This window comes from Gluconobacter sp. DsW_056, from assembly GCF_002153595.1.
Lineage (GTDB): Bacteria > Pseudomonadota > Alphaproteobacteria > Acetobacterales > Acetobacteraceae > Gluconobacter > Gluconobacter albidus.
In genome coordinates, this window is sequence record NZ_JOPF01000013.1 from 1 (window position 1) to 20,230 (window position 20,230).

General features: G+C 62.0%; 20 protein-coding genes. 6 read left to right on the plus strand and 14 right to left on the minus strand.

Going from position 1 to position 20,230, the window contains the following annotated elements:
* Together HK22_RS12490 and HK22_RS12495 are read left to right on the plus strand one after the other, a co-directional pair.
* Nucleotides 1-353 (plus strand): lysophospholipid acyltransferase family protein (locus tag HK22_RS12490; protein WP_143412424.1); only part of this gene is annotated, 353 nt, incomplete at its 5' end.
* Between the two features lie 165 nt (nt 354-518).
* A complete protein-coding gene (locus HK22_RS12495) occupies nt 519-902 on the plus strand; it encodes a hypothetical protein (protein ID WP_062030307.1) in 384 nt (127 codons plus the stop codon).
* Between the two features lie 88 nt (nt 903-990).
* On the opposite strand, the gene HK22_RS12500 is transcribed toward HK22_RS12495, so the two are convergent.
* On the minus strand, nt 991-2,286 hold the full coding sequence (locus HK22_RS12500) for a penicillin-binding protein activator (RefSeq protein WP_086649500.1): 1,296 nt from the start codon (nt 2,284-2,286) through the stop codon (nt 991-993).
* A gap of 149 nt (nt 2,287-2,435) precedes the next feature.
* Here HK22_RS12500 and rsmI point away from each other — a divergent pair, with 149 nt between their 5' ends.
* Nucleotides 2,436-3,269 (plus strand): 16S rRNA (cytidine(1402)-2'-O)-methyltransferase, encoded by an 834-nt coding sequence (gene rsmI / locus HK22_RS12505; RefSeq protein ID WP_086649520.1) that lies wholly within the window; start codon nt 2,436-2,438, stop codon nt 3,267-3,269.
* 5 nt (nt 3,270-3,274) lie between these two features.
* Here rsmI and HK22_RS12510 read toward each other — a convergent pair whose 3' ends face one another.
* The 4 genes from HK22_RS12510 to HK22_RS12525 form a co-directional block, all read right to left on the minus strand.
* The gene (locus tag HK22_RS12510) at nt 3,275-3,901 is read right to left on the minus strand and encodes an outer membrane lipoprotein carrier protein LolA (protein ID WP_086649501.1); all 627 of its coding nucleotides are present in this window, start codon (nt 3,899-3,901) and stop codon (nt 3,275-3,277) included.
* 3 nt (nt 3,902-3,904) lie between these two features.
* Entirely contained in the window at nt 3,905-4,861 is a 957-nt protein-coding gene (gene mbfA, locus HK22_RS12515; protein ID WP_062030918.1) for an iron exporter MbfA, read from the minus strand.
* A gap of 28 nt (nt 4,862-4,889) precedes the next feature.
* The gene (locus HK22_RS12520; RefSeq protein WP_086649502.1) at nt 4,890-6,266 is read right to left on the minus strand and encodes a glutamate--cysteine ligase; all 1,377 of its coding nucleotides are present in this window, start codon (nt 6,264-6,266) and stop codon (nt 4,890-4,892) included.
* 73 nt (nt 6,267-6,339) lie between these two features.
* Nucleotides 6,340-7,086 (minus strand): 16S rRNA (uracil(1498)-N(3))-methyltransferase, encoded by a 747-nt coding sequence (locus tag HK22_RS12525; protein ID WP_086649503.1) that lies wholly within the window; start codon nt 7,084-7,086, stop codon nt 6,340-6,342.
* Nucleotides 7,087-7,122: 36 nt separating this feature from the next.
* On the opposite strand from HK22_RS12525, the gene ubiA reads away from it, so the two are divergent.
* On the plus strand, nt 7,123-8,040 hold the full coding sequence (ubiA, locus tag HK22_RS12530) for a 4-hydroxybenzoate octaprenyltransferase (protein WP_086649504.1): 918 nt from the start codon (nt 7,123-7,125) through the stop codon (nt 8,038-8,040).
* Nucleotides 8,037-8,705 carry a methyltransferase gene (locus HK22_RS12535; RefSeq protein WP_086649505.1) on the plus strand — a complete coding sequence of 223 codons (669 nt, stop codon included), beginning with the start codon at nt 8,037-8,039 and terminating at the stop codon, nt 8,703-8,705. The genes ubiA and HK22_RS12535 overlap by 4 nt, the downstream gene beginning before the upstream one ends.
* Here HK22_RS12535 and HK22_RS12540 read toward each other — a convergent pair.
* The 5 genes from HK22_RS12540 to HK22_RS12560 all read right to left on the minus strand — a co-directional run bounded on the left by HK22_RS12540 (nt 8,674) and on the right by HK22_RS12560 (nt 15,106).
* Nucleotides 8,674-10,062, minus strand: a complete 1,389-nt coding sequence (locus HK22_RS12540) for an MFS transporter (protein WP_062110791.1) — start codon at nt 10,060-10,062, stop codon at nt 8,674-8,676. The genes HK22_RS12535 and HK22_RS12540 overlap by 32 nt on opposite strands.
* Nucleotides 10,063-10,066: 4 nt before the next feature.
* A complete protein-coding gene (locus HK22_RS12545; RefSeq protein ID WP_086649506.1) occupies nt 10,067-11,479 on the minus strand; it encodes a sugar porter family MFS transporter in 1,413 nt (470 codons plus the stop codon).
* Between the two features lie 132 nt (nt 11,480-11,611).
* Nucleotides 11,612-13,003, minus strand: a complete 1,392-nt coding sequence (gene der, locus HK22_RS12550) for a ribosome biogenesis GTPase Der (protein ID WP_082780253.1) — start codon at nt 13,001-13,003, stop codon at nt 11,612-11,614.
* A 4-nt stretch (nt 13,004-13,007) separates the two neighbouring features.
* Entirely contained in the window at nt 13,008-14,423 is a 1,416-nt protein-coding gene (locus tag HK22_RS12555) for a PQQ-binding-like beta-propeller repeat protein (protein WP_086649507.1), read from the minus strand.
* Nucleotides 14,423-15,106: a tetratricopeptide repeat protein gene (locus HK22_RS12560; protein ID WP_233142634.1), complete on the minus strand. Its 684-nt coding sequence runs from the start codon at nt 15,104-15,106 to the stop codon at nt 14,423-14,425. Before HK22_RS12560 ends, HK22_RS12555 begins: the two co-directional genes overlap by 1 nt.
* Nucleotides 15,107-15,293: 187 nt before the next feature.
* Here HK22_RS12560 and HK22_RS12565 point away from each other — a divergent pair, with 187 nt between their 5' ends.
* On the plus strand, nt 15,294-15,596 hold the full coding sequence (locus HK22_RS12565; RefSeq protein WP_062030899.1) for a hypothetical protein: 303 nt from the start codon (nt 15,294-15,296) through the stop codon (nt 15,594-15,596).
* A gap of 26 nt (nt 15,597-15,622) precedes the next feature.
* On the opposite strand, the gene HK22_RS12570 is transcribed toward HK22_RS12565, so the two are convergent.
* The 4 genes from HK22_RS12570 to HK22_RS12585 are packed head-to-tail and all read right to left on the minus strand — an operon-like array spanning nt 15,623 to nt 20,221.
* On the minus strand, nt 15,623-16,018 hold the full coding sequence (locus tag HK22_RS12570; protein WP_086649508.1) for a hypothetical protein: 396 nt from the start codon (nt 16,016-16,018) through the stop codon (nt 15,623-15,625).
* Nucleotides 16,019-16,063: 45 nt separating this feature from the next.
* Nucleotides 16,064-17,383, minus strand: coding sequence for a dihydroorotase (locus HK22_RS12575; RefSeq protein ID WP_086649509.1), 1,320 nt, complete (start codon nt 17,381-17,383; stop codon nt 16,064-16,066).
* Nucleotides 17,384-17,411: 28 nt separating this feature from the next.
* Nucleotides 17,412-19,172, minus strand: coding sequence for an asparagine synthase (glutamine-hydrolyzing) (gene asnB, locus HK22_RS12580; RefSeq protein WP_086649521.1), 1,761 nt, complete (start codon nt 19,170-19,172; stop codon nt 17,412-17,414).
* Nucleotides 19,172-20,221, minus strand: coding sequence for a glycosyltransferase (locus HK22_RS12585; RefSeq protein WP_233142636.1), 1,050 nt, complete (start codon nt 20,219-20,221; stop codon nt 19,172-19,174). Before HK22_RS12585 ends, asnB begins: the two co-directional genes overlap by 1 nt.
* Nucleotides 20,222-20,230: the final 9 nt, after the last annotated feature.

Here is a 20,230-nt window from a genome sequence, read left to right on the forward strand (position 1 = left end):
GAGGCGGGCATCTGGGTGTTCTGGGCGACCAGAAAATGAATGACGGGATTGAAGCCCGCCTCTTCGGGCGTCCCGCCATGACAGCGTCCGCCGCCGCAGTCTTCGCACTGAGGCATGACGCCCTGATTGTCACAGGCCATGTGCGCCGTGACGGACCTGCCAGACTCGTGCTGGTGGTGGATGCACCTTTTTCGCCTGAAAAGACGGATGATCGCGCAAAAGACGTCCTCGCCCTGACGCAGCTTTTCAACGACCGTCTCGAGTCCTGGATCCGCGAAATTCCGGGGGCCTGGTTTTGGTTGCACCGCCGCTGGGACAAGGCGCTGTACCGGAATATGACAACACCCTGTTGAGCTATGCGTTTAGAGCATGGCAGATTTGCCACAGTAGGGATGGTTTGTGTCGCAAAACCTTCTCCAGACGTTATTAAAGATTGTGAAACGTCCCTTTTGAACCCTAGCCTGAACTCATCACCACGACCCGGGTGCTCTGCCCGGCTTTTTGATGAGGACTCCCTGATGGCGCAGGTGGCTCACCTTCACGACCTTTCTCACAGCCGCAGCGCGAGCAATATCGTGCCACTGCGACAGGGCCTGCTGCCGCGTCACCGCGAATATCTGCTGCGCTGGCTTGAAGCAGGACAGCGGATGGGCGTTTTCGATGCCGAAATTGCGGATGCCTCTCACGACGCCATCAATGTGGACGGAAGTGCACCTGTTGATCATGTTCTGGTCTGGGTCCGTGAAAATCCCGATCCTGCTTACATGCTGCGGCCGCAGGGCATGCGCTGGGTGCTGATCGACCAGATCCGCGGTCATGAACTGGGCAGTTATGCCAGCTTCGAACTTGCCCTGCACGTCATCCGCCCGGTCCTGCCGCTGGCCGAGACCTGCGCCGCCTGAACCTGCGCCCGGGTTTTCTCGACCAGACACAAAAAAAGCGCGCCGCTCAAAAGAGCCGGCGCGCTTTTTCTTTTAAAAATAAAGAACCTCAGCTCGGACGGATCGCCACGTCCCGGGAAGCCGGAACCACAATTCGTGCACCACCGCCACGCTGGATCTGGTAGATCGCCAGTGCCCGCGTCACGTGTCCGTCCGGACGCAGGCGGAACAGTCCGTCCACCCCCATATAACCATCCGGCCGCGTCAGGGCGTCGACCGTAACGCCGCCCTGACGGATCAGGCTGCCAGCCAGAGCCGCAGCGTCATAAGCGAAATCGCTGACGGGTGACGGAGCCTGTTTATAGAGAGCTCGATACTGCGCGACATATCCCAACCGGTCATGCGCGTCGGGCGCTGCATACCAGGCGCCATGCAGCGCTCCGAGCTTGCCGTCAAAAGCCTTCCAAAGCGCGGGCCCCATGATCTGGACCTGCGACGAATCGATATGGTCGGTTTGAAGCGCTGTGATGATCCGCCCGAGTTCGAGCCCCGTATCGGCCAGCACCAGAGCATCAAACGGCGGCGGAGCGATGGGAGCAGGCTGTACCGCAGGTGCTGGGCCAGCTGCTGCTGTGCCGGAGGAAGAAGCAGAGTCCGGAGCCGTCTCACCCGTCGGATCAATCGCGGAAGGACCGGACGATGCCTCCGCAACCACAGGCGCAGCAGGCTGACGGGCGTCAATGGCGGAGAGCGACTTCAGCCCATCCTCGATATTCTGTGCATCCATCGTATGGAACACGATCTGCGGATCCCTCAGCCCGGCATCCCGGCAGGCCCGCGCAAGCCCGTCACCCATGGCATGTCCGAAAGCATTATCCGGCAGGAAAGCCACGAAAGTCTTGCGACCCGTTGCGCGAGCTGCATCCACCATCCGACGCACCTGCTGCTCCGGCGTCAGGCCCATGACCCACACGCCCGGACGGGCCTGTGTCGAGTCGCTGGTGAACGCAAGCTCTGGCTTGCCCGCATTGACCGCAAGTGGTGCTGCGGCGGCAGTCTCGGTGGCGGTCAATGGCCCCAGCAGAATGGCGTCACCTCGTGCAAGGGCATCGCGTACGGCCTGCTCCGTTCCACCGGGGCCATTGGTGTCATGCACGTCCAGCGCGGGCGATCCCTTGGCGGCCAGAGCCAGTTTCGCCGCGTCGCGCATCCGCGTGCCATAGGACGCATTGCGGCCCGTCAGCGGCAGGATCAGCCCGACATCATGGGCGCCAGGCCCCGCAGAAACACCCGGAATACCGCCCACACCCGGCACGGAAGATGACCCGCCACCCGAGCAGGCTGCAAGGGTCAGGAAGGTTCCTGCGGCAAGGCCGGTGCTTACACCCTTGCGCAGACGGCTCAAGGGGCGACAATACGTCCCTGAGTTTGTCACCGAGGATGCAGATGTCCGAAAAGTCATGTTCCGCTGAAACTCCCTTGAGCGATGCGGCTGAAACGTTACAGGCCGCCCCCCTGCCAGCGCAGGGCCAGGCCGAAGGTGGATGTCTGATATTGGTTGCAACGCCAATCGGCAACCTGGCCGATATCAGCGAACGCGCGATCGAAGTCCTCGGCACAGTGGATGCAATCCTCTGCGAGGATACGCGCGTCACGGCAAAGCTCCTTCTTTCGCGCAATATTGCCACACAGACCCGAACGCTGCACGATCATAACGAACAGGACCGCACTCCGTTCCTGATCGAAAAGCTTCAGCAGGGCGCGCGCTACGCTGTCGTCTCCGACGCCGGCACGCCTCTGGTGTCTGATCCCGGCTATCGGCTGGTCCGCGCCGCCATCGCGGCCGGAATACACGTCACGGCCATTCCCGGCCCGAACGCCGTCATCACGGCCCTGACGCTCTCGGGTCTGCCGCCTTTGCCCTTCATGTTCCTGGGCTTTCCGGCTCCCCGTAGCGAAGCCCGCAAAACCGGATTTTCCGCCCTGCGCGCCGCCGAGCGGGCCGGTTTGCACTCAACGCTGATCTGGTACGAAGCGCCGCACCGCCTGGTCGAAAGCCTCGAGGATCTGATCGACGTGTTCGGCCCCGAGCGCGAAGCTGCGGTCGGACGCGAACTCACCAAACGGTTCGAGGAAATGGTGCGCGGCACTCTTGCGGAGGTTCTGGAACATTTTCGCATAACGGCACCGCGCGGCGAAATTACGCTCCTGATCGGCCCATCAGCCGAAGACGACAGCGGCGCCGCCGACCTGGACACGCATCTGCGCGAGGCTCTTACCACCCATTCCGTCAAGGACGCGGCGGCTCTGGTCGCGGGCATCGTCAAGCTGCCCAAACGCACGGTCTATGCCCGCGCGCTGGAGCTTTCACGCGAACTGAAACACTGAAAAGCTCAGTCCGCTTTAGGCAGTACGAACAGCGATTGCGGCACGGTCCCACCGAGATGCACATCGGACAGGGCAATCGTGGTCGTACGCCCCTGCGCGTCTACAACGCTCCAGCCTTCCAGTGCCAGAGGAGCATCGGAAAATACGAGCGTCAGACTGCCTTCACCGGCATTCTGCGTCCGGACAAGCTGAATCCGGATCTGCCCATCCCGATGCTCGAATCCCGTCACCGTCACGTCGCCTGAAAGCTTGAACTCAGGCCGCAGCAGCAGCCCGAGCGGGGTACGGTCCAGCGGAAGGGTCGTGACCTGATCAACGCTCCGGTCCTGAAACACCACGCGCCCGTCATTGGCCACCAGCAGGAGCGGACTTGGCTTGTCATAATCGAAGCGCATCCGACCGGGTCGATCAAGCGTCGCCGTTCCAGCCGTCACGCTGCCATCCGCCGCCGTCTGACGGAAGCGCGCCAGAAGCGTCGTCACCTTTCCGAGCATATCCTCGATGCGGGACACCCAGCCCTGATCCGCAGGACGAAGCTGCACAGGAGCCGTCTGTGCAAAGGCCACGCAAGGCAGGGCTGAAGGGAGCAGCGCCGCCAGAACAGCCGCGCGGAAAAAGGAACGGTTCATCATGTCTCAGGAACTGCCAATCAGTACGCCGGTTGCAAAAACAAGAGCGCCACCCAGGAAAACCTGAACCATGGCCGAGCCAAACGGTGTGTCCTGATACCGCCAGCGCACCCAGGAAATCAGCAGAAGCTCAATCGCCACGGCAATAATCGAAACGCCAAAGGCCAGACGGAAATCCGGCACCAGAAACGGCAGCGTATGGCCGATGCCACCGCCAAACGTCATGGCACCACAGATCAGCCCGCGCAGAAGCGGTGCGCCTCGTCCGGACAGCTTGCCGTCATCGGCCAGCCCTTCCGCCAGTCCCATGGAAATACCGGCCCCGAGGGACGCTGCAAGCCCGACCAGAAAAGCCGCATGGGGGCTGTGCGTTGCAAACGCTGCCGCAAAAACGGGCGCCAGCGTCGAGACGGAGCCGTCCATAAGCCCGACCAGACCCGGCTGGACGATCCGCAGCACGAAATCGCGGCGGCTGTGTTCGTCTTCGCGATCCCGGGAATTGTCATTCAGATGCGCGTCTTCAAGGCGTCGCGCTTCGCGCTGATGCCGGTCTTCTTCCGTCGCCAGATCGCCCAGCAGCTTGCGGATTTCGGCATCATTGGTCTGTCCGGCGGCCTGACGGTAAAACCTTGCCGCCTGTCGCTCCATGTCGGCAGCCTGCGCCCGGATCGCCTCAATTCCGCGATTCTGCATCTGCCAGGCCGATTTGCGGGACGGAAAGCCCTGCACATCCTGCCGCCGGACCAGCGGAATGTGATTGCCAAAACGCCGGACGAACAGGTCGATCAGTGCGCGGCGGTGATGGTTTTCCTCTTCCGCCATATCCTGGAAAATAGCGGCACTGTCGGGATAGTCTTCCGCCAGCATCTGGCCGAAATCCGCGTAAATATGACCATCCTCCTCTTCGCTGGCGATCGCCAGTGCAAGGATTTCGCGTTCGGTCAGCTCGGAAAGTTTCGTCACGTAGGCAGCAGGTCCTGTCTCATAAAAATCAGATGGCGGCTTCGGTAAAGAGCGGCTTTACGCTCTGCCCCCAGGCACCATTATACAGATCCAGCCAGTGCTGCGCCTGATTCGGGCCACCATCGGCAATCAGATGCAGCGGATCGAGATAGCTGGCCTCGTTCCGCACGCGCGCCCGCAGCCCCTGCTCCGCAAGCTGGACCACGCGCTTGGCCAACGGCTTCAGCCCACCCGGAAATGCAGCATCCAGTCCCAGACGCGGCACGTCGGCCCGAAGCTGCTGATAGGCGCTCCAGGGCTGTTCGCGCACCAGCTTTTCTGCGGCTTCCAGCGTTGCCGGATCGTATAGCAGGCCGACCCACAGGGCCGACTGCGCCACCATCATGTCCAGCTTCCCTGCATCCGCGCCACGCATTTCAAGGAACTGCTTGAGGCGCACGTCCGGGAAAACCGTCGTCAGATGGTCTTCAAAATCACCAACCGTCGGTGTCAGGCCCTTCAGCGGTTCCTGAATATCGCCAGCCAGCCAGCGACGGAACGAGCAGCCTGCCACGTCGAGGTTCTTTCCGTCGCGCGAGACGAAATACATCGGCACGTCCAGCGCCCAGTCCACATACTGCTCAAAGCCAAACCCGTCCTCGAAGAACACCGAAGGCTGCCCCGAACGCTGGTTGTCCGTATCGGTCCAGATCCGCGCACGGTTGGACAGAAGCCCGTTGGCCTTGCCCTCAACGAACGGGGAGTTCGCAAACAGCGCGGTGGCCAGCGGCTGAAGCGCGAGCGATACGCGCATTTTGCGCGCCATATCGGCTTCGTCGCTGAAATCGAGATTGACCTGAACCGTGCAGGTCCGCGTCATCATATCGAGGCCAAGCGTGCCGACTTTCGGCATGTAGTTGCGCATGATCGCATAGCGGCTCTTGGGCATCCACGGCATTGCGTCGCGCGACCAGAGCGGCTGAAAGCCGAACGGCAGGAAGCCCAGCCCCAGTTCTGCAGCCGGACCACGGACCTGATCATAATGCTCCTGCATCTCCGCTTCCGTTTCCTGAAGCGACACGACCGGCGCACCCGAAAGCTCGAACTGTCCGGCCGGTTCAAGCGAAATTGCCCGACCAGCCTGTGCGTTCTGCCCTTTCAATCCGATCAGGTTTTCGCCGTCCATGATCGGCGACCAATCCGGCCCCTGAAGCTTTTCCAGCAATGCCCCGATTCCACGCGGCGCGTAAGGCGGCGGCGACAGAGGATCGCGTCCGTCAGCATCGTGAGGAAGAATGAAGCCGAATTTTTCGTGCTCGGTCCCGATCTTCCATTCAGATTTCGGCTTGCAACCCCGTGAGATCGCCTCGACGAGCTGCGCCCGGCTTTCGATCGACGCAGTATTGGACGTGCCGGGATTGGACATGACGTTTGGCCTCGGTCTGAATTCGTTGTTCGATAATGATTGAACTGTAGCATGTCCGACGGTTCTGTCACCCTCAGGCAGCGCCCTCGGCTCCCGCCGCAAGACGGGTCAGCCCCGCGCACACGGCCGTTTCCGCCCGCAGCACGAGCGGCCCCAGACTGAGCGCATGAACGGCGCTATGCCGTTGGAGCATCTCCACTTCGGCATCAGAAAATCCGCCCTCCGGCCCGATCAGCAGAGCAGCGGCCCGCAAGCCCGCCTCCTCGCCGGGACGGCGCTCCAGCGCGGCAAACAGCGGGCGATCTTCAGGCCACTCCGCCAGCACGACACGCAGCGTCTCAGGCTGCAAAATTTCAGGAACATCCAGTCGTTCACACTGTTCGGCCGCTTCCGTCGCAATCACCGCCAGCCGCTCCAGATTGAGCCGGTGCGTATTGGTGCGCTCCGTCACGACGGGTCGAAAACGCGTCACTCCGAGTTCCGTGCCCATGCGGATCACGAGCTCTGTCGCATCCCGCTTGAGCGGCGCAAACAGCAGTTCCACGCCCTGCGTCGGCATGGGGTCCCGCTCGCGGTGTTGCAGCAGGATGCTTCCACGGTCTTTCTTCAAAGCCGCAATCTCGGCACTCCACTCCCCGTCGCGCTCGTTAAACACACGCACGGGACTTCCCACGCCCTGACGCATGACGTTGCCCAGATAATGCGCCTGCCCCGGTGGAAGCGACACGGTCTGGCCTTCCACGAAAGCTGTTTCAGACGCAGGCACATAAAGACGGGGATCGGATCGGCTCATCCTTTTCCGATAGCGCGCCTCGGCCATTGACGGAAGCACGTCCACACAGCATCACATCTTCCCATGAGCCAGACCCGCGCCCATACCGATATCCATCTGACCGGCCGCATCGCCCGGCTCCCCGAGCCGTGGCGCTCCTATGCGCTGCTTGCCCGTCTCGACCGCCCGGTTGGGACATGGCTTCTGTTCCTGCCGGGCGTGTGGGGCCTGTTCCTTGCTCCCGGCGCCTCTCTCCAGACGCGGCTGATCGACACGGCGTTGTTTGCGTTCGGCTCTCTTGTCATGCGCTCGGCCGGCTGCGTCGTGAACGACATCTGGGACCGCGACATCGACGCAAAAGTCGCCCGGACCGCAGGCCGCCCCCTTGCCAGCGGCGCGCTGTCCCTGAAACAGGGCCTGCTGCTTCTGGCAGTGCTGCTCCTGATGGGGCTTGGCGTTCTGGTCTGCCTGCCGCCTGTCTGCTGGGCGCTTGCCCCGCTCGCGCTCCTGCTCGTCGCGCTCTATCCGGCGGCCAAGCGCGTCACCTGGTGGCCGCAGCTCGTCATGGGGTTCACCTTCGGATTCGGCGCTCCCATGGGATATGCCGCAGCGGCCGGGACGCTCGATGGCAACGGGCTTCTGCTCTATGGCGCTGTCATCCTGTGGCAGCTCGGATTCGATACGATCTATGGCTTTCAGGACATGGACGACGACGCCCGCATTGGCGTGCGCTCCACCTCGCGCCTGATGGAAAAGAACGCCCGCTCTTTCATCGGCACCTGCTACAGCCTCATGATTCTGGCTCTGGCGCTCGTCGGCATCCATGCGCATCTGCACTGGACATTCTGGCCGTTCCTCGCCATCGCAACGGGCATGCTACTCCAGCAGGTCCGGGTGCTGAATCCGTATGATGCTCCGGCGTGTCTCAGGGAGTTCCGCCGCAACGTGCCCATCGGGTTCGTCCTGGCTGCAGGGTTTGTCGCCGCAAGATTTTTCGGATGATCACGACCCTCGGCGATCCTGTCAGATTCATTTGCGACAATACCCTTGTTGAACAGGCGCCGCTGGTTCCCGAAATTTCCCTGCATCTGGCGACGGAAATCACCCCCATCTGGCAGGCCAGCGAGGCCTATCTCGAACAGGTCGGCATAGAGCCGCCTTTCTGGGCCTTCGCATGGCCGGGAAGCCAGCTCATCGCCCGCTTCATCCTCGACAACCCGGAGCTTGTACAGGGACGCCGGGTTCTGGATGTGGCCTGCGGATGCGGACTGGCCGCCATCGCCGCGGCCCTGTCCGGCGCGGCATCCGTTCAGGCCAACGACATCGACTTCATGGCGCTTGAAGCAACGTCCCTCAACGCGGGCCTGAACCACGCGGCCGTCACGCCACTTCCGGGCGATCTGATCGGCACGGTCCCGGACTGTACCCTGCTGGTCATCGGAGACGTCTGTTATAACGAAGCCATGGCCTCACGGATCATTCCGTGGCTTCTGGAATGTTCGAAAACCTGCGAAGTCTGGCTCTGCGATCCGGGTCGGCATTATGCGCCATCAATGCCGCTCGAAGTTCTGGTCCGGCGATCCGTGTCCGTCACGCAGGAACTGGAAAGCGTGGAGCAGCGCGCCACCACACTCTTCAGGCTGCGAGATATTTCCGCCCAAGGCTGAGGATTGATCCCGTCAGCGCCACGGTCATGGCAGCCCCAAGGCAGATGAAGGCCGGATGGGGAAAGATCGTGAACAGCGCCGCCACGAAAAGCGCGCCCGTCGTCTGTCCTGCGAGCCGCGCAACAGACAGCATGCCACTCGCCCCGCCCTCCCGTCCGGGAGGCGCCGTAACCATGATGGCGCGGTTATTGGGCGGCTGAAACAGTCCAAAGCCACATCCGGCAAAAAGCGTCCGCCATGCGATGTCCCAGTTGCTCGCATCCGTCGGCAGGAACCAGAGCAGGCAGAATCCGCTCGCCGTAATGAACAGTCCGATCGACGAGAGAACCGACGCCGGAAAACGGTCGGCCAGACGACTGACCACAAAGGACATCGTTGCCACACCCACAGCCCAGGGTGCGATCAGAAGGCCAATCGTCCCCGGCCCGCGGTGAAAGGCCGAAGCCAGCGTGAACGGCATCGCCACAATGTAGAGATTGGATGCCACGAAACCCAGAAATCCAACCATACAGGCCAGCAGAAACGGACGCCGCGCCAGAAGATCGACCGGCACGATCGGCTCAAGCCTCTCGCGCTGATAATGCAGCAGCATCGCCCAGCACAGCACACCCGCAACCGTGACCGCCGCCCCGGACAGGAAATCGGCGTGCATCAACCCATCAAGCCCCACGCCGGTCAGGGCAAAGGACGCCACCGTCAGAAGCGAGCCAACCACATCGGTTGGGATATCGCTGCGTGGGGTCTCGGGGAGAGCCGCATGGGCCAGCGCCAGAGCTGCCAGAGCCAGTGGCAGATTAACCCAGAAAATCCAGGGCCAGCTTGCCACGGACAGGATCAGTGACCCCAAAGACGGCCCAAGCGCCACGCCCAGCCCCACGAACAAGCCGTTCAGCGCAATGCCGCGGCCCAATTCCTTATGTGGGTAAATAAAGCGGACGAGCGCGATGTTCACGCTCATGATGCAGGCTCCGCCTACGCCCTGCAGGGCGCGTGCCAGAGTCAGCTCCAGAAGGTTTTGCGAGAGCGCGCAGGCCACGGAAGCAATCAGGAACAGGAAAATCCCGAACTGACTTAGTCGTCCGAATCCCACGCGGGCGCCAAGAGACGCCAGCGGCAACAGACAGGACAGGTTTGCAAGCTGATAGGCATTTACGACCCAGATGGCCCGCGACGATGACGCATGAAGATCGACCGCGATCAGCGGCAGGGCCACATTGGCAATCGCGTAGTCCAGCACTGACAGGAGAAGTGCCAGAAGAACCGCCGACATCGCCTTGACCCTTTGCGCTCCGTAGAGCCCGGCATGACGTTTGGAGTCGTATTCTTCTTGCGGGCCGTCTTCCGTCGTAGCCGTCATGGTCTCAGCGTCCCAGATCACGCAGGCGCATGCCTGCAAAAAGGTTGGCCTCCAGCTTTTCGAGCGAGACGCCTTTCGTTTCGGGGACGAACAATACGGTCACAACGATGAAAAGACCATTGAAGAGGGCAAACATCAGGAACGTTGCGGATGCCCCCATCATCGCCATGCCCAGCGGGAACATGTTGGAGATGGCCCAGTTTGCAGCCCAGTTCGTCACGGTCGAGCAACCAATTCCAAAATCCCGGCCCCGCGTTGGCTGCACTTCAGAGCAAAGCGTCCAGACCAGCGGCCCTTCACCAATGGCAAATCCGGCGACAAACAGAAGGACAAACCCGCAGAGTAGAAGCTGGGAGGCAAAACTGTTCGCTCCGATGGCAAGCAGCGTCCCGACTCCGGCCAGCGAAAAAGCCGCAATCGCACAGCTCAGGATCAGTAACGGCCGTCTGCCCCAACGGTCCACACAGGCAATCGCAACGCCGGTCAGCGCCATGTTCGTCAGCCCGACGAGGGTTGTGGCCCAGATGGCGGCATTTGTTCCGAAATGCGCCGCCTGAAACACGCGGGGCGCATAATACAGAAGCGCGTTGATCCCCGAAAGCTGCTGCATGATCTGAAGCAGCATCCCCAGAAAGACCGTCCGCCGAAAATTCGGGTTGCTTTTGAAGAGGCCCACACCGGCATCGCTGCTTTTCTGAAGACGCGACTGAATGTCGATCAGTTCCGCTTCCGCCACTTCCTCATCGGATCGCAGGCTCTGTAGCACCCGCCGCGCATGCTCTTTTTCTCCCCGCATCATCAGCCAGCGCGGGCTGTGCGGGAGAATCAACACGATCCCCAGGAAAATGCTGGCAGGCACGGCCATGATGCCCAGCATCCAGCGCCAGTGCCCACCAGACGCCAACAGGCTGTCCGAAACGAAGGCGAGGAAAATTCCGAGGGAGACCATGAGCTGGTAAAACGAGATCATGGCGCCGCGAACGGACTCAACGGTGATTTCGGAAATATAGAGCGGGGCTGCAAACGCTGCCACACCGACCGCAAGCCCCAGAAAAACCCGGCCTACGATCATGATCGCAACGCCCGGAGCCAGAGCACAGAGCAGGGTTCCGATCAGGAAGAGGATCGCAGCTCCGAGCATCGCGCCCGTTCGGCCGAACCGGACTGAAATCCGGCCTGCAAACAGCGAGCCTACGGCCGCCCCTGCCATCATCGAGGATACGATCCACCCCTGCAGGACGTCACCCGCATGAAAATCGGTGGCGATGAATGGAAGTGCCCCTGCAACGACGCCGGTATCAAGGCCGAACATCAGACCCGCCAGAGCGGCCAGAATACCAAGGGTTGTCGCCCGTGCGGTGCTGCGGGTCGGTCCTGTGGACAAACCTTCGCTGGAAGACGCAGCAATCCCAACCATACCCTCAGTCACCCCAAACATATCCCCTCATACCGGCAAGGGGAGCAGAACCGAACGTTCCGAAACCGGAAACAGACGGTCCTGTATTAATGATCAATCAGGGGTGTGGTCTATATCGAAACCAACAGAAAATCACTTTTCCGCGTAAGGATTTTTCGTTCCGCGCAACTGCACACGCACCGGAACACCCGGCATATGGAACGTTTCACGCAGGCCGTTAACGAGATAACGCTTGTAGGAATCGGGAAGCTGTTCCGCCCGCGTACCAAACAGAAGGAATGTCGGTGGCCGTGCTTTTACCTGCGTCATGTAACGCAGCTTGAGACGACGACCATCCACCAGAGGCGGCTGATGACGCTCCAGCGCATCCTCGAACCAGCGGTTCAGTTCACCCGTTGAGACACGCGAGTTCCAGATCTCGTAAACTTCCCGAACCGCCGGAAGAAGACGATGCACGCCCGCCCCCGTGAGTGCGGAGAACGTCACGACCGGAATTCCCCGGACCTGCGCCAGAGAAATTTCCAGACGGTCCAGAATCGCCTTTTTCGTCGCGTTCCGGTCCTCGACGGCATCCCACTTGTTCAGCGCGATGACGCAGGCCCGCCCCTCGCGCTCGATCAGACGGCCGATCTGGAGATCCTGCTCATGCACGCCAAGCGTCGCATCAATCACCAGCACGACCACTTCTGCCATTTTCAGAGCTTCGATGGAGGCCGAAACGGACATCCGCTCGAGATGCTGCTCGACGCGGGCGCGCTTGCGCATCCCGGCTGTATCAACAAGCCGGATCTCGCCCTGATCGTCATGAAGCGTGACAGCAATGGAATCGCGCGTCAGTCCGGCCTCGGGGCCGGTAATCATCCGCTCTTCACCAAGCAGACAGTTCAGAAGCGTAGATTTACCCGCATTCGGCCGCCCGATAATGGCAAGACGCAGCGGACCCGCCGGACGTTCGTCCTCGTCATCCCCCTCCTCGCCTTCGCTTTTCGGAGCTTCCCGACGGCGCTGCTTTTCAGCCGGGGGCAGACGCTCGGCAATCTCACCCATGAGATCGGCAATACCTTCGCCATGCTCGGCTGACAGTGCCAGCGGCGTGCCAAGACCAAGAGAATAGGCTTCAAGGGCCGCATTCGTCCCGGCCTGCCCTTCCGCCTTGTTGGCAATCAGCAGGACAGGACGGTTCTGCCGCCGCAGCCAGCTTGCAAAATGCGCATCCGCAGGCGTGATGCCAGAGCGCGCATCAATGCAAAACAGTACCAGATCCGCCATCGCAACAGCAGATTCGGACGAGGCGCGCATTCGCCCGTACAGCGTATCAGGGGCCGCTTCTTCAAGGCCGGCTGTATCAATCAGCCGGACACGCCGGCCACGCAGCAGGGCTTCACCCTCCTTGCGATCGCGCGTAACGCCCGGCATGTCGGAGACAATCGCCTGACGGCGGCCAACAAGCCGGTTGAACAGAGTGGATTTCCCGACATTCGGGCGCCCGGCGATAACAACAACGGGCAGGTTCTCAGAGGTCATTCGTTCAGCCATAGGCCCGCAGAACGGCATCCTGAGACAGGCTCAGCACATGACCGTCACAGACGATCGGCTGAACCTGACACGGGGCAACGGTCTTGCGGGTCAGTTCAAGTTTCCCGGTCACGGCGTTCACGACCGCCATGCCTTCTTTCGGAAAGGTGGAGAAGCAGACCAGCTTGCCATTCACCAGAAGCGGTCCCACCCAGGCGATGGCGTCCTTTTCCACGTCTTCGCGGATAAAACGACGAAGCTGCGTGATCCAGCGGACATGCCCGGACAGACGATCCAGACAGGCGATCTGCTGATCCGTGGACAGCACATACATCCAGTCGCCACAGATCGCCAGAGGACTCTGCCCACTGACTTCACGTTCCCACAGGCGACGGCCCGAGCGCATGTCGATCGCCACCAATACGCGGGACATGGACACGGCATAGGCCGTGCCGTCCTTGATGACCGGCGCGCCACGAATGCAGGAGAAGTCCAGCATGGCGCCCATGCCATTGGTGCCGCCCAGACTGTCGCTCCAGACCATCTCGCCCGAAGCCGCACGCAGTGCGACCAGATCGCCACTGCCGAAGCCCGCGAGAATGACACCGTCCACAAAGGCCGGAGCGGACTGACCGAAAATGACCGTGTCGGACGCCGTTGCCTGATAAGCCCAGACCTGATGACCCGTATTGGCGTTCAGCGCGATCAGACGCTCGTCAATGGTTCCGAAGACCATCAGGCCTTCCGCGATCGTGGGGGCGGAACGACCCGGTGTTCCCGTACTCACCCGCCATTTTACCTTGCCCGTCAGCGCCTCGACCGCAAGGGCCTGAGCCACGCCGTCCACGATGTAGAGCGTATCCCCGTCAAGGGCGAGGCCACCGCCGATATTGGTTGAACGGCTGGCGGAAGATGCCGGCTGGCGGCTCCAGACAAGGCGGCGTTCCGGCCATGTCCAGGCCTTCACCACGCCCTGTGCATCCGTCGTGTACAGATGACCATTTCCAATTACCGGGGGAGACTGGATGGCGCCCCGGTTGGTTGGCATGATGGCGATCATGGACAGGAAACTGGACGGATCGGTGGGCGCACCGATCGTCTGGCTCCAGGCAAGATCCGGGCCATTCCAGGACGCATTCACCGAAACATGGGACGGACGACCGCCCTCCTGCAACCATTCCCGGACCGGCTGCACCGGACCGAGATTGATCGGCGTATGGTCGTCACGATCAACCGTCAGTCCCGCACCCGTGGACAGCACATCCACACGGTGTCCGGCCAATGGCGGCTTCTTGTCGTCTTCAAACAGGCTGCACCCGCCGAGGACTGCGAGCGCACTTCCCGAACAGGCCGTCCGTAGCAGGCTCCGGCGGTTCATGGACAGTGAAGCGCGGGAAAAAGAGGAGCGGGAAAGAACAGGACGGCGCATCAACCGGCGTCTCCAAATGTCTCGAGCAGGGCCTGCGCACGCGCACGCACCCCTTCGGTCGCGTTTGCACTGCTGACGATCTGCGTCAGGATACGCCGGGCTTCCTTCTGCTGGTCAGCCGTTGCACCGGATCGCAGATCCAGAGCCACAAGACCTTCTTGGGCGAGAGGTGCCCACGCCCCGCCGCCCTGTGCCAGAGCTTCATAGCCTGAACGGATCGCCTTCGGATCAGCGGGAGACGCCGTCTGGGCATTCAGGCCCATGTAACGCGCCATGTCCCGCAGAGACGGTTCGGCCGCGGAATCATCCGCAACACTCTTCCAGGATTGAAGAGCGGCAGCGTTCTGATGTGCCTGAACCTGAAGGTCGGCCAGACGCAGCGCAGCATAGGAGCGCACACCCGCAGGGCCATGATCTGCCAGATCTTTCAAGGTCGCGGTGGCCTTATCGAGAGCCGCGGAATCCCGCTTTGGATCGGACAGGGCTGTCATGGCGGTGAAATAGCGCGCCGAGGCCGCCTTCTGCGCGACATGGCGTGCGTGGCTGTTCCAGCCCCACACACCGCCCCCAATGGCGCCGACGAGCACGACGACGCCGGCCACAGCGCCAATCCGCCGTGCCATGGCCCGCAACCGCTGCGCCTGCATTTCTTCGTCAATCTGCGTGATGAAATCGTCTGCCACCTGGTCCCCTGCTGGATCGGTCTTCAAACTGTTTGCATGACCATACAGGTGCCGAACCGTCGCGGCAAACGCTTCACACACCCGGACAGATATTCGCGCATGGCACTCTGGTGAAAAACCGCTTCACGTCAGAAAATCCAACCGACATTCAGACTTCCTTAACGCCCCCCGAAGCATCCTGACGGCCATGAAAAAGCCCGTCCCGCTCCTGCTGTTTCCATTGGTGTTCTGCGTCCTTGACGGCTGCGCGCCGGACCGCATCGCGTCCGCCATCACCGGAAAGGACTGCAACACGGCGTATCTGTATGACGACGAGAGCTTCTGCGCGCGCCCCATCGGGCCGCCCCCGCCGCAGCCCTATTGCACGACAAGTTTTGAGGGCACGACCTGCTGGGCGCGCCCCGACCTCATGCCCAATGTTGCCCGCCAGACCTATGAAGGTCCAACGACCCTGACGCCACTCCAGAATCAGGAACGCATGGGGCAGTAAGATTCGCAGACGGCCCCATACGGGGGTCAGTGATGACCGAGCTTGCGTCCCGCTGTCGCCAGGGTGGTGGAGAGCGTCTGGAATGACGCTGCGATATGAGACTGAACGGCCGCACTTCCGGCATGGACATGCGCGATCCGCGCACTGGCGTCCTGGCTGATGGCCGTTTCCTCGCGATTGGCCTGAGCCGCAACGCAGGCGTTATAAACGCGGGCAGCCTTTTCATAAGCCGTCACACGATCAACGCTCTCATTGTACTGCGCGACCGTCCCGGCCTTGACGGCAGGGGCCTGAGGCTCGGCACCGCATTTCGGAGCGGTCCATGCCGCCTCAGCCGCACGCGCCGTCCCGGCACCGACGAGCCCTGCAAAAACCAGTCCAAACAGCACCGCCTTACGGCTGGCGGCAACGCAACGTCTCATACAGCTCCCTTTCCTGATTGAAGTGTTGCGCGCCCTACGCCCAGATCAAGGCGCAAATTTGGCAGGCTGTCCCGTCGGCGTACCCGAAACCTCATTGTCCTGCATCACGACCGTTCCACGGACGATCGTCGCCATCGGCCATCCCGTGACACGCGTGCCATCGAACGGCGTCCAGCCCGCAGGCGTGACGATCCAGTCATTGGTGATTTCACGCTCTGCCTTCATGTCCACGAGGGTAAAATCGGCATCGAATCCAACGGCCATCCGCCCCTTGGTCTGCAATCCGTAAACACGCGCGGGCCCAGCGGCCATCAGATCCACCAGACGCGCCAGCGACAGGCGCCCGGCGTTCACGTGATCGAGCATGACCGGCACGATCGTCTGCGTCCCCGTCAGGCCAGCCGGGCATTTTGGCCAGGGAAGCTGCTTGGCCTCAAGCGGATGCGGCGCATGGTCGGAGGAGACCACGTCCACCCGCCCGTCCTGAACGGCCTTCCAGCTTGCTTCCCAGTGCGACCGATCCCGCAGCGGCGGGTTCATGACAGCCAGACCACCGAGCTTTTCATAACATTCCGGCGCGACCTGCGTGAGATGGTTCACCAGAACCTCAACTGTGGAAATATCGCGATAATCCGCCAGATATTCCAGCTCTTCCGCTGTCGAGACGTGCAGGATATGCGCCGGACGGTTGGTCTTGCGGGCCAGCGCCATGATGCGGCGGGTGCCGAGGAACGCACATTCCACATCCCGCCATACGCTGTGCGTTTCGTAAGGCTGACCTTCATGGAACATCGGCTTGCGCGCCTGAAGGCGGTATTCGTCCTCCGAATGATAGGCCACGCGGCGATGGCCAGAGCGCATGACCGCTTCCAGTCCCGCATCATCTTCGATCATGAGATTGCCGGTGGACGATCCTGCGAAAACCTTCACCGCACACACGCCCGGCTGCTGCTCCAGCAGCGCCAGATCCGGCGTGTTCTCACGCGTCGCGCCAACATACATCCCGACATCCACGTGCGCCGTCTTGCGGATATGATCGCGCTTCCAGTCAATCATCGTCACGTCCGTCACGCTCGGAGACGTGTTGGGCATGTCGAAAACCGTTGCAATGCCGCCCAGCGCCGCAGCCCGTGTCCCGGTTTCCAGTGTTTCAACTTCTGGCTTGCCCGGATCGCGGAGATGAACATGCGCGTCGATCAGCCCAGGCAGCACATGCAGGCCCCGCGCATCAATCACCCGGTCTGCCTCGTCCGTCGAGGCAACGGACAACGACGCCACTTTTCCGCTCCGCACGCCGATATCCGCTTCGGCCTCGCCCCAGGGAAAAACGCAGATTCCGCCTCGGATGATCAGATCGTAATGCATGTTCCGTCCTTGCAAATCAGTAAGCTACTCATGAAGCGCGCGCGAGAGTTTCGAACGTATTCCCGTCCACGGGAACACCCTCGATATGATGGCGATGCCACAGCGCATAAAACAGCAAAGTCCAGGCCTGCCGTGCGACACCGCGCTGGCTGGCGCGGGCAAAAAGACGCTCCACGTCCTGCTCCGGCATCATGGCACGAATGCAGGGCTGACGGGCGACCAGCGGCCCAAGACGCTGCGCCTGTTTCTCGATCCAGGGCCCCACAGGCACCGTAAATCCCTGCTTGGGTGCAAAAGGCCGGGCCTGAGGCAAAGCATCCTGAAGCCAGCGACGCAGAAGCCATTTCCCATAACCATCACGTACCTTGAAGGTCCCAGGCAGCGACCAGACCGCTTTGGCCATAACCGGGTCCAGCAGTGGGGTGCGTCCTTCCAGGGAATGGGCCATCAGACAGCGATCCAGCTTGAGCAGCAGATCGTTGGGCAGCCATTCCGCGATATCCAGCGCCTGCGCCGCTTCGAGCCCGGATAGTCCCAGAGCGAGTTCCGTCATGGCAATCCCGTGCCGCCACTGCCGTCCTCGCTGTGGGAAACGTCTGCCGAACGTTCCTGAGCGATACGGCGCACGACCACCCTTCCACCAGGGTTTCATGACCCGCCGATAGCGACCATAGCCCGCGAAAAGCTCGTCCCCGCCTTCACCGCTGAGAATGACGGTGACATCCTTTCTTGCCTCGCGCGCCAGAAACCATGTCGGGATGATGGCGTAATCCGCAGCCGGATCGTCCATACATGCCACGATGGATGGCAGATCGCGCCAGACCATGTCTTCGGTGACGGTCAGGACATGATGCTCCGCCCCGACGGAGGCGGCCAGCGCAGCAGCCTCGGCGGATTCATCCGCCGCACCGGCATCGAAACGCGCGGTCCATGTTTTGGGATGCGGTAGTCCCAGCCGATGAGCCGCCGCCAGAATGACCGAACTGTCGATCCCGCCCGACAGGAAGAGCCCAAGCGGTACGTCTGCCCGCAGATGCGCCGCCACGCTGTCGAGAAGCGCCGTGTCCAGCCGCGCCAGCGCGTCCATATCCGTCAGACCGATCGGGACCGTATCGCGTGCCTCGTGCAGAACGTGTCGACGGCGCGACTCCACGATTCGTCCGTCCACGATCCTGAGCGTCTCACCCGGCAGGAGGCGCCGGATACCTTCGAAAATGGTGTCCTGCCCGGCCGTGAACTGAAGCTGCATCAGTTCGTCACGCGCGCCTTCGCGAACGCTTCGCCTCCCAAAGCCGCCCGCAAGCAACGCCTGCGCTTCGGACGCGAAGGCGATGCCCCCTTCGTAAGCCGCAATATAGAGCGGCTTGATCCCGAACGGATCACGCGAGAGCACCATTTCATGACGCCCCTGCTCATTCTCCACGATCGCAATGGCGTACATACCCCGCAATTCATGGGTATAGCCCGCACCATCCTGCAACCACAGATGCAATGGCGGCTCACAGTCGCTGTGTGTCTGGAAGCAGGTTGCGGGAAACCGCTTGCGGATGGCCGGGTCGTTATAGATTTCGCCATTCGCGATCAGGGCCGCCGCGCCAAGCCGGAACGGCTGCGCGCCCCCTGCGATATCGACGATGGACAGCCGCCTGTGACGCAGGGCGGCCCCACCAAGATCCAGCCGCCCTTCTCCATCCGGTCCACGATGGAAAATTGCCTGTGACATGCGCTCCAGAGCCGCCTGATCCGGACGATGTCCCGGCAGACAGGACAGGCCTGCGATGCCACACATCAGGCGCGCACCCCGTCCAGAAACGCGGACCATCGTGCCATGACCACGTTCTGCGAGAACTCCCGCTCAAACCGCGTCCGACCGTTCGCGGCAAGTTTCTGGGCTAGTACGGAGCTTTCCAGAACACTGCCGATCTGCGCGGCAAGGTCCTTCTCGTCCTCAACCGTTGCCAGAAGCCCGTCCTGCGTGCCTTCAAGAATTTCCTGCGGCCCCTGAATTCGGCTCGCAACGACCGGCACTCCGGCGGAGAGCGCCTCGATCACGACATTGCCCAGCGGTTCGATCCGGGACGGGCACACCAGAACATCACAGGCCCGCAGCCATGGGCCGCTCTGCCCGATCCAGCCGGGAAGATGCACACGCTCCGCAACATTTTCCGCTTTCGCCAGTACCTCAAGCGCGCCACGCTCCGGCCCCTCGCCCGCGATCACGAGATGTACGCCCGGCAGATAGGCCATCGCCCGGATCAAGACATCAAAGGCCTTGTTTTCATGCAGACGGCCCAGAGCGAGCACAAACGGCACACCCTGCGGCAGAAAACCGGGAAGCTGCGGCGCCACGTCCGAAAAATCCGTCGCGAAATTCGGCAGGTGATGTACGCGATCGGCAGCCCAGCCCTGCGTTTTCATCCAGTCCGCCAGACCTCGCGTATTGCCAATCAGATGATCGCAGCGGCGATAGTTCGACAGGTCGTAATATCCGCCCAGACGCCCGGCCATCTGCCACGGCCCCGAGGGTACCAGACGCGCCGCCCGGCTCATCCACGCCACCACGATATCTGGCCGGAATGCATTCAGGCTGCGCCGCAGCCCCGGTCGGGTCCGCAGATCCAACAGACCGCCAAACCGGAATGTCCGGGTATCAACCCCGGCTTCCTCCAGCCGTCCACACCTTCCTTCATCCTGACGGATGAGGGCCTGAACGGCGCGCCCGTCCCGCATCTGGGCCATAGTCAGGCGCTCGAAGAACAGCTCTGCGCCCCCTCTTGGGGCCCCCGCCATCACATGGGCCACACGACCCCGGTCTTCGTTGGACGATGCAGAAATCATCCTTCCTCT

Bases quoted from the DNA above. Each gene is read 5' to 3' on its own strand.
- HK22_RS12495 (WP_062030307.1), top strand. From the start codon at position 519: ATGGCGCAGGTGGCTCACCTTCACGACCTTTCTCACAGCCGCAGCGCG.
- HK22_RS12510 (WP_086649501.1), bottom strand. From the start codon at position 3,901: ATGATGAACCGTTCCTTTTTCCGCGCGGCTGTTCTGGCGGCGCTGCTC.
- HK22_RS12520 (WP_086649502.1), bottom strand. From the start codon at position 6,266: ATGTCCAATCCCGGCACGTCCAATACTGCGTCGATCGAAAGCCGGGCG.
- HK22_RS12525 (WP_086649503.1), bottom strand. From the start codon at position 7,086: ATGGCCGAGGCGCGCTATCGGAAAAGGATGAGCCGATCCGATCCCCGT.
- ubiA (WP_086649504.1), top strand. From the start codon at position 7,123: ATGAGCCAGACCCGCGCCCATACCGATATCCATCTGACCGGCCGCATC.
- HK22_RS12535 (WP_086649505.1), top strand. From the start codon at position 8,037: ATGATCACGACCCTCGGCGATCCTGTCAGATTCATTTGCGACAATACC.
- HK22_RS12540 (WP_062110791.1), bottom strand. From the start codon at position 10,062: ATGACGGCTACGACGGAAGACGGCCCGCAAGAAGAATACGACTCCAAA.
- HK22_RS12545 (WP_086649506.1), bottom strand. From the start codon at position 11,479: ATGGTTGGGATTGCTGCGTCTTCCAGCGAAGGTTTGTCCACAGGACCG.
- der (WP_082780253.1), bottom strand. From the start codon at position 13,003: ATGACCTCTGAGAACCTGCCCGTTGTTGTTATCGCCGGGCGCCCGAAT.
- HK22_RS12555 (WP_086649507.1), bottom strand. From the start codon at position 14,423: ATGCGCCGTCCTGTTCTTTCCCGCTCCTCTTTTTCCCGCGCTTCACTG.
- HK22_RS12565 (WP_062030899.1), top strand. From the start codon at position 15,294: ATGAAAAAGCCCGTCCCGCTCCTGCTGTTTCCATTGGTGTTCTGCGTC.
- HK22_RS12570 (WP_086649508.1), bottom strand. From the start codon at position 16,018: ATGAGACGTTGCGTTGCCGCCAGCCGTAAGGCGGTGCTGTTTGGACTG.
- HK22_RS12575 (WP_086649509.1), bottom strand. From the start codon at position 17,383: ATGCATTACGATCTGATCATCCGAGGCGGAATCTGCGTTTTTCCCTGG.
- asnB (WP_086649521.1), bottom strand. From the start codon at position 19,172: ATGTGTGGCATCGCAGGCCTGTCCTGTCTGCCGGGACATCGTCCGGAT.
- HK22_RS12585 (WP_233142636.1), bottom strand. From the start codon at position 20,221: ATGATTTCTGCATCGTCCAACGAAGACCGGGGTCGTGTGGCCCATGTG.